The 12622-nt window shown below is 70.3% G+C and carries 7 protein-coding genes; 1 reads left to right on the top strand and 6 read right to left on the bottom strand.

Annotation, left to right across the window (positions count from 1 at the left end; genetic code table 11):
- Position 1: 1 nt before the first annotated feature.
- The 3 genes from KY5_RS30905 to KY5_RS30895 form a co-directional block, all read right to left on the bottom strand.
- Positions 2-976, bottom strand: coding sequence for a Gfo/Idh/MocA family protein (locus tag KY5_RS30905; RefSeq protein WP_199843315.1), 975 nt, complete (start codon positions 974-976; stop codon positions 2-4).
- On the bottom strand, positions 976-2211 hold the full coding sequence (locus tag KY5_RS30900; RefSeq protein ID WP_098245287.1) for a cytochrome P450 family protein: 1236 nt from the start codon (positions 2209-2211) through the stop codon (positions 976-978). Before KY5_RS30900 ends, KY5_RS30905 begins: the two co-directional genes overlap by 1 nt.
- Before the next feature lie 75 nt (positions 2212-2286).
- Complete coding sequence (locus KY5_RS30895) at positions 2287-2988, bottom strand: ScbR family autoregulator-binding transcription factor (RefSeq protein WP_098245286.1); 702 nt, start codon at positions 2986-2988, stop codon at positions 2287-2289.
- A gap of 357 nt (positions 2989-3345) precedes the next feature.
- Here KY5_RS30895 and KY5_RS30890 point away from each other — a divergent pair, with 357 nt between their 5' ends.
- Positions 3346-5262 (top strand): acyl-CoA dehydrogenase, encoded by a 1917-nt coding sequence (locus KY5_RS30890; protein WP_234362932.1) that lies wholly within the window; start codon positions 3346-3348, stop codon positions 5260-5262.
- Positions 5263-5275: 13 nt separating this feature from the next.
- Here KY5_RS30890 and KY5_RS30885 read toward each other — a convergent pair whose 3' ends face one another.
- The 3 genes from KY5_RS30885 to KY5_RS30875 are packed head-to-tail and all read right to left on the bottom strand — an operon-like array spanning position 5276 to position 12539.
- Positions 5276-5851 (bottom strand): hypothetical protein, encoded by a 576-nt coding sequence (locus KY5_RS30885; protein ID WP_159072622.1) that lies wholly within the window; start codon positions 5849-5851, stop codon positions 5276-5278.
- Complete coding sequence (locus KY5_RS30880) at positions 5848-6327, bottom strand: hypothetical protein (RefSeq protein WP_159072621.1); 480 nt, start codon at positions 6325-6327, stop codon at positions 5848-5850. The genes KY5_RS30885 and KY5_RS30880 overlap by 4 nt, the downstream gene beginning before the upstream one ends.
- Before the next feature lie 2 nt (positions 6328-6329).
- On the bottom strand, positions 6330-12539 hold the full coding sequence (locus tag KY5_RS30875) for an RHS repeat domain-containing protein (RefSeq protein ID WP_234362931.1): 6210 nt from the start codon (positions 12537-12539) through the stop codon (positions 6330-6332).
- Positions 12540-12622 lie beyond the last annotated feature (83 nt).

The following is a 12622-nucleotide window of genomic DNA, read 5'->3' as shown; positions in this document are numbered from 1 at the left end:
GTCAGCGGCGGACCACCCGCGCCCGCTCGCGCAGGTCGCGCAGCAGCCGCGCCTGCTCGACGACGACCGGGTCCGGCGCGGCCCCCGACCGGACGGCGGCCGCGAACGCCCGCACCGTGGCGGCCACTTGGTCGTCCGCGGGCAGCACGATCTCCTCGCTGCCGGTGCGCCGCTCGATCCGGACGCGCGGAGGGTGGTCGGCGGGCGGCGTGAAGGCGCGCTCCACGACGACGCGGCCGAGGCTGCCCCAGATCTCGTACGCGGACCGGTAGGCGTGCTCAAGTCCGAAGGTGAGCTGGGCACTCACCCCGCCCGGTGTGCTCAGCAGGGCCGCGCCCGCGGTGTCGACCGCCCGCCCCTTGCCTTCGGTGAGCGTGGCACCGAGTACGTCGAGGCCGTCGCCGAGGAAGTGCAGCGCCGCGCGCACCGGATAGACGCCGACGTCCCACAGGGCGCCGCCGCCGAGGTCGCGGCGGTGGCGGATGTCGTCGTGCGGCAGCCGGGGAACGGCGAACGCGGCGTGGAAGGCGTGCGGTTCGCCGATGGCCCCTTCCGCGACCAGCTTCGCCACGGCGGCGTGCTGGGAGTGATGGACGAACATGACGTTCTCCATCAGGGCGAGCCCTGACTCCCGGGCGAGCGCGATGAGCCGCCCGGTCTCCTCCCACGACGTGGTGAGCGGCTTCTCGGCGAGCACGTGCTTGCCCGCGCGCAGCGCCGCCTCGGTCCACCGGGCGTGCAGGGCCGCGGGCAGCGGGACGTACACCGCGTCGACGTCGTCCCGCTCCAGGAGTTCCGCGTAGCCGGTCACGGGCCGGGCGTCGTACTCCCCCGCGAGCGCCCGCGCCCGCGCGGCGTCGCGGCTGGCGACCGCCGCGACCACCGTCCCGTCCTGCGCCGCCATCGCGGGCAGCATGCGGCGGCGCGCGATGTCCGCGCAGCCGAGGATTCCTATGCGGATCTTCTTCATGAGCATCAGTCCGTGGCGGGCCGCAGCAGCACGGGCAGCTCGCGGTAGCCGTTGACGATGAAGGACGGCAGGGGCGCGAGTTCGGCGACCGGCACGGCGAGGTCCACGTGCGGGAAGCGCGCGAAGAACCCGGCGAGCGCGACCGCCGCCTCGATGCGGGCCAGCGGGGCGCCCATGCAGAAGTGCGCGCCGTGCCCGAAGCCGATGTTGTCGCGGCGGTCCGCCGTCAGGACGTCGAACACGGCGGCGTCCTCGCCGTGTTCCGCCGGGTCGAGCACGGCACCCGTGAAGGAGACGATGATCGGGTCCCCCCGCTCGATCAGGATGCCGTCGAGCTCGATGTCCTCGACGGCGAAGCGCATCGGCGAGTAGCCGCCGGGGCCGCGCGTCCCCATGGTCTCGGCGATCACATCGCCCCAGTCGGCGCGGCCCTCGCGCACGTGCGCGAGTTGGCGGCGGTCGGTGAGCAGGGCGCCGACGGCATTGGTGATCAGGGTGTTCGTCGTCTCCACGCCCGCCGCGATCAAGAGGTTCAGGGAGCCGAGGAGCTCCTGCTCGGTGAGCCCGTCGCCGTGGTCGCGCGCCGATATCAGCGCGGACGTCAGATCGTCGCCGGGCGCGGCCCGCTTGGCGGCCACGAGCTCGGCGAGCAGACCGTGGATGGCGAGCTGCGCCGTGTGCATCTCCGCGGCCGGCACCGAGGTGCTGAACAGCGTGTCCATCAGGGTGCACAGCGGCCCCTTGGTCTCCTCAGGCACTCCGAACAGCTCGCAGATCACCCGCATCGGCACCTGCTTGGCGAACGTCGAGCGCACGTCGACCGGCTGCCCCGGGGGCAGGGCCGCGAGGCCGTCGAGGAGGTCGGCGACGATCTCCTCGACGCGGGGTCTGAGTGCCTCGGCGCGCCGCGCGGTGAACGCCCCCGCGACGAGCCTGCGCAGGCGCGCGTGGTCCTCACCGTACGAGAAGAGCATGTTCTCGTTGGCCACCCACGGGTAGAGCGGCCACTCCTGGGTGATCCGCCCGTCGATGAACGCGGGCCAGTGCAGCCGGGCGTCCTTGGACACCCGCGGGTCCGTGAGCAGCCGCCTGACGTACTCGTGGCGGACGACCGCCCAGGCGATCACTCCGCCGGGCAGCTCCACCCGGACCGCCGGTTCCGCCGTCCGCAGCCGCGCGGCCTCACCGGGGAGATCGCTCCCCGAGACGTCCAGCGCGTACGGGCATACGGCCTCGACCATCGTGCACTCCGATCAGTTGGCCGTGAGGTGCCCGTCGGCACGTCACGGAAAGGGCAGGGGGCCATCGCTCACGGCTCAGCCCGGCTCGGGGACTTCGTCCTCCTCCTCGCGCCGCGCGCGGGAGAGTTCCATGGCGGCCTCGTACACCCGCGCCCCGCGCGCCGGAGCGAAGTCCAGCCTGGCGAGCACCGCCGGGGTCGCGACGGCCGACAGCAGGTACATGTAGAGGTCCGCGACCCTTTCAACCAGGTCCTCGCGGTCGTTCATGATGTTCGAGAGCAGTTGCACCCCGGTGAACGCGCCCACGGACAGCTCCGCGATGCGCACCACGTCGACGTGGTCCGGGAGCTCTCCCGCCTGCTTCGCCTGCTCGAAGATCTCCAGGGTGTGCTCGGTCCACTGCTTCATCGGCACCCGCCGGTCCAGGCCGTCCTTCGCGGAGCCCTGTTCCACGGTGAGCCGGACGCTGCCCTGCACGATCGGGTCGCCGGTGTCCTTCTTGAGCAGGTGTGCGAGCAGCAGCGCCTGGTCCACGGCGTCCTGGAGCTTCAGCTCCTGCGGCGGGGCGACCGGCAGCGCGTCGACCTGCTGGGCGAGCACGCCCTGGGCGAGCTCCTCCTTGGACGCGAAGTGGAAATAGAGGGCGCCCTTGGTCACTCCTGACTTGTGCAGGATCTGCGAGATGGTCGCGGCCTCGTACCCCACCTCGTCGAAGACCTGGGCCGCCGCGACCAGGATCGCCTGTCGCGTCCTGATCGCCCGTTCCTGCCGTGCCATCGAGCACCTCCGCGCCACGTCGTGCGGGCCGGACGGCCCGCGAACCTCTCACCGAGCCCTTCCCCGTGCCCCGGTGACGCTTGGCGGCTCCCCGAGAGAATAAAACCTACTGCCTGGTTTCCTCAATGCTCGGAGAGGTACCGTGCGGGCCTCGCGGCCGTTTCGGACCGCGAACCACTGCGGACCGACAGGACACAGGAACAGCCAGTCACCACGGGCCACTTCAGTCACGCGATGGGTGACCTCCGCGACCGCCGAAGGGCCTTTACAAAGAAACCGGCTGGTCCCTTAACTTTAGTCAGGCACCGCACAGAGCACCTCTTCATCCACCACGTTCGACACCATGTGGAGAGAACCGTGACCTTGTTGACGCGCCCTCAGGAATCCGCCGCCCCCGCTCCCGCCCCTGCCACCGCCGCGGCCGACCTGACCCGCCTGCTCTTCGAGGGCGCCGACCGGGCCACCGTCCATGAACCCTGGCAACGTCTCATATCGAGAAAGGAGTTCCGCCACCGCCCCGACCTCACGCCCGCCGAGCGGACCGCCCTGTCGTACGCCAGGCTGCGGATGCTCGACGACGCGGTCGACTCCGCCGCGGAGCTGGCCCGCGAGCCCCGGCGCCTCGCCGCCATGCACGAGTGGACCGGTGTCGTGGACGGCGGGCTCGGCACCCTCGCGGGCATCCACTACAACCTCTTCCTCGGCAGCCTCATCGACCACGACCCCGGCGCGGACCGCGACCTCGCCGACTTCACGTCGATGCGGCGCACAGGAACGTTCCTCTGCACCGAGCTGGCCCACGGGAACGACGTGGCCGCCCTGCGGACCACCGCCGAACTCGACCCCGCGACCGGCGGTTTCCTGCTGCACACCCCCACCCCGGGGGCGCGGAAGTTCATGCCCAACACCAGCGCCACCGGCGGCCCCAAGAGCGCCGTGGTGGCGGCGCGGCTCCTGGTGCGCGGCGAGGACCATGGCGTCTTCCTCTTCCTTGTCCCACTGAGCGACGAGACGGGACCGCTGCCCGGGGTCCGGGTCCGCAGGCTGCCCGAGCGCACGGGCAGCCCCGTCGACCACTGCCTGACCTCCTTCGACCGGGTCAGGCTGCCGCGCGAGGCACTGCTCGAAGGGGCCCACGGCAGGCTCGGTGCCGACGGCACGGTCACCGGCGCACTCGGCAACCCCCGCAAGCGGTTCCTGCACTCCATCAGCCGCGTCACGGTCGGCAAGCTCTGCATGAGCGGCGCCGCCGTCGGCGTCACGCGCGCCGCGCTCGCCATCGCCGTACGGTATGCCGAGCAGCGCCACATCAGCGGCCCGAGGGCCGGTGAGCGGGTGCCCCTGAACGCACACCGCAGCCATCACGGCAGGCTGGCCGAGGCGCTCGCCACGTCGTACGCGATGACCTTCCTGCACCGGGAGGTGACCGCCGCGTGGACCGGGCACGCCGAGGAGGACCGGGCGTCGGCGGAACGTCTGGTGGCCGTCGCCAAGGGCTGGATCACCTGGCAGGCGCGGGACATCACGGTGGAGTGCCGGGAGCGGTGCGGCGCCCAGGGCCTCTTCCCCGTCAACGGCCTCGCCGACTTCCCGCTCAACCTGGAGGGCGCGATCACCGCCGAGGGCGACAACCTCGTCATCTGGGTGAAGGCGGCGGCGGAGATGGTCTTCCACCACCAGTCGGAGCCGATCGCTCCTCCTGAATCCCCCCTCCCGGAACAGGAGTTGACGAGCCTGCCCTTCCTGCGCGGACTGCTCGCGCGGACCGAGGCGCTGTGGCAGGAGCGGACCCGCGCCGCGCTGCGCCGGGCCCCCAAGGGCGACCCGGTGGGCCGCTGGAACGCCGCGTCCTCCGCCGCCCTGCGGATGGTCGCGGTGCACGCGGAGCTCCGGGCCGCGGAGGCGTTCCTGTCGGCGATCGCGACCGCCGAGTCCCCCGAGGCGCGCGCCCTCCTCACGGACTTGTGCCGCCTGTTCCTCCTCAAGCGCCTCGGCGAACACACCGGCGACCTGCTGGCCGACGGCCACATCACCGCGCACCACGTCCGCGCGCTCCCCCTGACCATCGACGAGACGACCGCCGCGCTCGCGCCCCACCTGCCGACCCTGGTAGAGGCGTTCGACCTGCCCGCGGAGTACCTGGCGGACATCCCGATAGCCAACGGCGAATACGTCGAACACACCCTCCCCGACGCCCCGTGGCCCTCCCCCGCCCCCCTCCGCCCGAGCCACTCGGTGCCGCGACCGCGCAGGCCGCATACGGTGAACTTCTGAGGCGGCCCGGGCGTCAGCTCCAGGTGCCGTAGACGCCGGTCATGGCGAGGATCGTGAGGACGGGCATCGGGACGAAGAGGAGGTCGGCCCAGGTCCAGTCGGGGGCACGGAGAACGGCGGGCGTCTCGCCCGGGCGGCCCGGCCGGGGCGGTTTCGCGCGGCGCATCTGCTGGGCGCCGGCGGCGGCTTGACCCCGATCGAGGAGAGAGCGCGAGAACGCGAACACCGGGATGTCCTCACCGTGCACGGTGGTGACCGCCATGCCGTCCTCATTGTCGATACGCCGGATAGCGGCCCCAGGAATCCAGTGACGGCCCCAGAATCCGACGACCCACAGCCCGTCCACGTACACATCGACCCTGGGCCTGACCACCGCGCGCCACATGAAGCGCGTGACTGCGAGCAGGAAGGCCCCGAGGAAGGGCATCTCTCCGGGATCATTCTTGTCCCACCCTTCGGACACGCCCCAGGCACCGAACACCCCAACAGCCAGGATCACGGCAATGCCCCCGATCGGGCCGCTCTTACGCCGAGCGACCACCACCGGCTTCCCCGGACGCCGCGGAATCGCCTTCCACGTACTGATCATCCCTCGGCGCGCCCACGCAGACGCCTGCCCGTGGTGAGACCGGCCGCGAATCGAATCTCCTCCACCACCCGGTCCGCACGCGTCCGCCGCCCCAGCCATTGCGCGTAGTTGGGCTTCTCCACGGCACGGGCACGCAGCACGCGCCCGTCGTGCGCCGTGATCGTCAGCCCGCCGTAACCGGCCTCGACGGACTTGATCTCCTGAAGCGGCATCCAGTCGAGGAGGCCCAGATTGCGGACGATCAGCCTGTCTTCCGTTATCGCGAGCGATGTCGCGAAGGAATACAAGAAGCCGACGATCGCACCACCGAGGAAAAATGGGCAGGCGAGCATGTATTCAGCTGCGGGGGCACCTGTCAACCATGGCCATATGACACCTCCACTGAAGAACAGGAAAGCCAATGAAACACAGGTGGCCATGAACCTCATAGGCATGGCCACGCGCCATTTCCTGTGCGGCCCGGCTTCGGCGGACATGGTCAACACCACCTCGGTGCGTTTATCGTCGTTCCGCATCCGGCCTGTCCAAGGCCTGTGTTCACACCGTATGTGGCCCCCTGGTACAAGCGGTCCACACGCAGAGCGTGTTGTGGGATGCCGGCAGCGTGCCGCCCAGCGGGAAGGTAGCGGCCGACGCCGTTCATTTTACCGAAGTGCGTCAGCGCCTTGCCCCCGGCAGCGCCAAGCCCCAGACCAATCAGATAGCCGCGAGTGTTTCCCTTGCCCCGCTCCCAGGCATAGCCACGGTCGTGCGTGTACCAGTCGGCACCGAATTTAGCTGCGACAACGACACCTCCCGCCACCGCACAAGCTCCGATACTGCCCACCACGCACACCACGAATCCGGCACCCTCGGCGTACCCCCGCCAATGATCGCCGACATGGCTGACCACCTTGCCCCCGCTCTTGTTCCACGCCTCCCCGAACTCCCCCTTCTTGATGTTCCCCCAAAGGCTGTCCTTGCGGCGCCGTTCGGCGTCCTGACGCTTCTGCGCCTCTCGTGCGGCCGCGTCCGCCTTCGCCTTCGCTCTGGCCTTGTCGATTCCGTCGTAGAACTTGTTGCTGATGCCGCGCGACGCGTTCGCGATGCGCACCTGCTGCTTCTGGTAGGGCTTGAGGCGGCCGTACCACCGTGTGTAGCGCTTGACCGCCCTGACCACCGTCTTGACGATCTTCTTGATCGCCTTCTTGATCCGCTTGACGAAGCTCGCGAAGAACTTGCCGTCGGGGTCCGCGTGGATGACCGGGTTGTTGTTCCCGTACGTGTAGCCGTGCATCTGCTGCGGGTCGGCCGTGTCCATGATCGGGTCGACGGAGACGAAGCGGCCGAGGGACGGGTCGTATTCGCGGGCGCCCAGGTGGGTGAGGCCCGTGTTGTCCGTGGTGCCGCCGACGAAGCCCCTGGTGCCCGGCCAGTTGACGGATTGCGCGGTGCGTTGGCCGCCGAAGATGTGGCTCTTGCGGCGGGTGATGGCCTGGCCCGCGCCGAGGACGACCGCGACGGTGGCCGTGCCCAGGTGGTCGGAGAGCAGGACGCTGACCTCGCCGCCGGTCTTCACCGCGACCGTCTCGTCGCCCGCGGTGTAGTAGCGGGCGCTGGACTTGGTGCCGTCCTTGTTGAGGGTGACCTCGTTGCCGCCCGGCAGGGAGAGGGTGATGGCGTCGGCGGTCTTGGAGAGGATGCGGTTGCCGTCCGCGCTGTAGACGTACTCCGTGGTCCTGCCCGCCTCGACCACCTTGGCCAGGTGGCCCTCCGCGTCCCAGGACAGGTCCTGCGCGCGACCGCCCGCGGCACGGCTCGTGGTGTTGCCCGCCTTGTCGTAGCCGTAGGTGTCCTGGTGCTTCTCGCCGCCCGTCTCATTGCTCACGGACGTCAACTGGCGCTTGCCCGCGCCCTTCTCACCGTAGGAGTAGGTGCGCTTGAGGTCGTGCGTGGCCAGCGGGTCGCCGTCGACCTTGTGCTGGGTCTCCGTCCTGCGGTTGCCGATGGCGTCGTAGGTGAAGGAGTGCCAGTACGCGTCGGGCCCGCCGACCTTCGGCTTCTTGCCGCCCTCGCCGCCGTCTGCGTCGGGCTTGGCCGTGCAACTGTCCGTGGCCGTCCAGGCGTTGGTGATCCGGCGCAGCGCGTCGGTCGTGAAGCACTGGGTGTCCACCGAGCGCTGCTCGTCCTGGCCGGACGCGGTGACGAGCTTGTCGATGTTGCCCGCCACGTCGAAGCCGTAACGGACGTCGTCGATGCGGGCGGGTCCGGTCTCGCGGTCGGTGGTGGTGCGGATCAGGTTGCCCGTGTGCTCGTCGTACTCCTTGGTGTCCCACACGTGGCGTCCCTTGGAACCGTACTCGGTACGCAGGGCACGGCCGAAGGGGTCGTAGGTGATGTTGTTGACGAGGAGAGGCGCGGTCGGCCCCGTCTTGACCAGCTGGTCGTAGGGGAGGCCGCTGCCGTAGCGGTTGGTGACGCGTTCGGCCGCCTGGCCCGGCAGGGCGGGCTGACGGGTCCAGTCCAGGAGGCCGGTGCGGGCGTTGTAGCCGTAGGTCCACTGGTGGCTGCCCGCCAGGGCGCCCTCCCTCTCGGGGATGGTCACCTTGGTGGCGGTGGGCTGGTAGCGGTCGTCGAGAGCGGTGGTCTCGGACGTGTACTCCTGACCGCCCTCGATCCGGGTGGACTTGGCGAGCTGCCCCTTGGCGACGGTGTCCCACGTCCAGGAGGACAGCACCGTCTTGCCCTTCTTCATCGCGGTCTTGCGTCCGAGCACGTCATAGGTGGTGGACAGCGTGGTGCCGCGGGCGTCGGTCGAGGTGAGCGGGCGGTCCGCGTCGTCGTAGGTCGCGCTGGTGACGCCCCTGTCGGGGTCGTCGGTCCTGGTGACGCGGTCGCGGTGGTCGTAGGTGTACGTCCACTTCGCGCCGGTCGGGTCGGTGACCGTCCGCTGCTTGCCGGACGGCGTGTAGGTGTACCTCGTCGACTGGGTGGCGGTGCGGTCGGCGTCGGTGTACTGGATCAGTTCGGTGGTGCGGTCCTGGACGTCGGTGACCGTGGTGGTCGCGGTGTCGCCCTTGGGCGGCACGACGGTGGTGCGGTCGCCGCCGTACGAGGTGGTGGTGCGGGTGACCTCGTCCCCGTACTTCTCGCTGATCTGCGCGGTCGGGCGCCCCACGCCGTCGTACAGGGTGCGGGTGGCGTCCGGCGCCTTGGTGTCGTCGCCGGTCACCAGCTGGTCGGAGGCGTCGCCGGTGGCGTAGTACGCGTCGTACGTCTTCCACTCCAGGCCGCGCGAGTCGTACCGCTTCTCGCCGATGACCCTGCCGACCCCGTTGGCGGAGGGCGCCTGCGTCTCGCGCTCGCGCAGCAGGCCGTCGAAGAAGGCGTACTCGGTCCGGTAGGCGCCGCCGTGCCGCAGCGTCTTGGTGGTGACGACGGTCGGCTTCGTCTTCGCGACCGTATAGGCGAACTGCTTGCTCGGGGTCTCGGGGTTGGCGGCCTTCGGCCAGCCCGGCTCCCACGCCCGCGTGACCCGGCCCATGCCGTCGTAGGTGGAGTCGGTGCGCTTGCCGTTGGCGTCCACCTTCACGGTGGGCAGGCCGCGGCCGGGGTCGGACTCGGTGGTCTCGGTGTGGCCGAGGGCGTTGGTGACGACCGTCTTGGTCGGGGCGTACCCGGTGAGCGGGGTGAACGTGGTGGTGGTCTTGGCTCCCGTGGCGTCCGTGGACTCCGTGGTGCGGCCGTGCTGGTCGGTCTTGTTCCGCTCGACGGTCAGGAAGCCGGTGCCCGCCGCGTTCTGCTCGTCGGCGCGCGTGACGTCGCCCTTGGTGGGGGCGGCGCCGAGGGTGGTGGAGTCGTCGAAGTAGGTGCGCTTCTCGGAGACCAGGTCCCCCGGCAGGTTCGGCGCGGTGCCGCACGCCGTGGCGACGGTCTTCACCGAGGCCGCGAGCTCCACCAGGTTGGCCTTGGTGTTGCGGGCGTACGTCGTGGTGGAACAGGTCTCGTCACCGGCCTTGGCGGTGTCGCCGTGGTCGGACTCGGTGGCGAGCATGCCGTAGGAGTCGTAAGTCCGCTCGACCTTGGTGCGGCGCCAGGAGTCGCCCACCGCGGTGCGGGTCGTCTCCGTTCCGTTGTCGTCGGCCAGGAAGGACTGGAGCGCGGGCAGGCCCTCGCGCTTGCGGGTCGCCGTGGCCGCCGACTTCCAGGGCAGGGAGGCGGACGCCTCGATGAGCTTGCCGCCCTCGTAGGTGGCCTCGTCGCGGGTCATGCCCGCGAACACCGGGTGGTCGGTGGCCTCCACGCCCTCGGAGTCCTTGACCTTGGCGCCGGGGATCCCCCGGAAGTAGCGGGTCTCGGTGCGCAGCTTCGCGCCGTCCGTGCCCGTCCCCGTCTCCGTCCTCACGTGGCCGTAGCCGCGGAAGTCGGCGTGGGTGCGGTACTTGGCCTCGGTGAACTCGTCCTCGGTCTTCGCCCAGGCCGCGCCGCCGAGGTAGGTGTAGTCGGTCTGCTTGGCGGGGGCGCCGCCGACGTTGTCCTCCTCGCGGACCTGGGTGACCACATAGGTGTGGAACCAGTCCTTGGTGGGCTTGTAGTCGGCTCCCGGCGAGTCGGGCGAGGTCCAGTAGACGGGGTAGCAGCGCTTGGTGTTGCCCTCCTCGGCGGGCAGGCTCTTGGCCGAGCACTCGGGCGCGGAGTAGGTGACGCCGATGGTGCCGCCGGACTCGGTGTCGACGGCGTGGACGCGGTAGCGGATCAGCGGCGGGATGCCGTCGCCGGTCTTGTCGACGCGGTTGGCCAGCTGGGTGCCGCGGAAGGTGACGGCGGGCATCGTCTCGGCGGTGCCGCCGGTGTGCCCGGTGCGCTGAACGCTCTTGAGCCACAGGGCGGGTGACGAGCCGTCACCCGTGGAGGGGAAGGAGTGGGTCAGCTTCCAGGAGTCGACCTTCTGGTAGCCGGATCCGGCCCGCACCTCGGTGGTGATGCCGGTGACGCGCTTGCGGGACCAGAAGGACGGACTGTAGCGGTTCTTGCACTCGTCGCCGGACTTGCAGTGCTGGTCGAAGGGGACGTCGGGCCAGTGCTTGGCGTTGGCGGCGGTGAACTTGGTGGCCGCGCAGTCGAAGGAGGAGGTGGCCAGGCAGCGTTCGGCGGTGGTGAGGGTGACCTTTGCCGCGGGAGTGCCGGTGTACAGGTCGGTGCTGCGCAGCCCGTACTCGATCTTCTTCAGGTAGCCGCCGCGCGTGTAGGGCGTGGCCGTCGACTTGCCGGTGCTCAGGCTGACGTCGCGGCCGTAGCGGTTCTGCTCCTTGCCCCAGTAGTAGGCCATCGCGTCGCCGTGCGGGGTGACGACGTAGTCGAGGTTCCAGCGCCAGCCCTGCTGGCACCAGGAATCGGCGAAGGCGTCCTTGCGGCAGGGTTCGCCCGCGTGGTTGCCGTACACGGGCACGGTCCAGGTGGAGTCGGTTGTGGCCTTGCCCGTGCTCCAGCCGGGCAGCTTGTGGTAGCCGAAGAAGTACTGGACGCCCGCGGTGTCGGTGACCTTCCAGTACTCGCCGTCGTTGTCGCCGTTCCCCCGGGCCGCGTCCTTGACGAGTTCGACCTTGCTGCCGTCGTCGTGCTGCGGCTTCCAGGCGCCCGTGGTGTCGTCGCGTACGAGCTCGGTGGTGGAACCGCCCAGCGAAAGCACGGCGTTGTCGCCGCCCCAGCACAGGTCGCCGTTCTTGGCCTTGTTGTTGCCGCCCTTCATGTCCGCGTTGCAGGACGTGTAGCGGCGCTCGACGAAGCCGGGCTCCAGGCTCCAGCCGTCACCGACGTTGTTCGCCTGGTTGTTGGTCGCCGCCGTGCGCCCGTCGACCGAGGAGGACGAGTAGCCGAGGGAGAGCTCGGGGCCCATGTCCCCCGGCACGTCCGGGGTCTGCAGGTCGTACGACCAGGAGAACCCGCCGGAGGAGTCGCCCGCCTCCCACGAACCGGACGGCGACAGGGGCGTGGCCCGGAAGTCACCGCCACCGCCGCTCGCGCCGGACGGGGCGGCTTGCACGGCGAACAGCGAACGCGCCTTGCGGGCGGGCGCCTTGGGCGAGTCCTTCTTGGGGGACTCGCTCTCCCCCAAGTCCACCCGCGCGCTGACCATCCGCTGGTCCGCGTCATTACGGACCGACTCGACAGGAACGGCCGCGCAGTCGCCCTTTCCGGAACCGGTCAGCGCGCACTCGGGAACCCGCGCCAGCGTCAGCCGCGAGCCCCAGTCGGCTCCCAGGGCGTTGCGGAACGACGAGTAGTCGACGCCGAGTTCCGCGTCACCGCCGCCGGATTCCACGGACAGCAGCACCCCGGAGACGCCCGCCTTTTCGGTGCTCTTGCGGTCGAGCACCTCGACGGTGACCTCACCGGAGACGGAATTCTTGACCGAAGCGATGTCGACCGGCAGCGAACCGGCCGTCAATTCCTTCTTCTTCCCCGGCTTCTCCCCCGGGGCCGAGAGCTCGACCGAGCCCGATCCCGGCTCGGGCCAGGCGGCGTCGGGAACGCTCCGCCACGCCTTCTTGCCCGCCTCGTCCCCCGAGGTGGCCTTGCCGCCCTCGACCGGCGTGACGGGCACGGGCTTCGTGCTCTGCAACTCGCGCAGGGACAGCCTCGTCATCGCCAGCGTCTCGGCGGTGAGCAGTCCGCTCAGCAACGCCGTCGCCGTCAACGTGGTGACCACGCGCCGGGTGCGGCGCCTTCTCCGGTCCGAACGCGCGGGCCTGGACCCGGAGTTTATGAGGGAAGACGCACGCATTCTTCAAG

This window comes from Streptomyces formicae (genome assembly GCF_002556545.1).
In the GTDB taxonomy this organism is placed as follows: Bacteria; Actinomycetota; Actinomycetes; order Streptomycetales; family Streptomycetaceae; genus Streptomyces; species Streptomyces formicae_A.
This window is presented reverse-complemented; position numbering and strand designations above follow the sequence as displayed.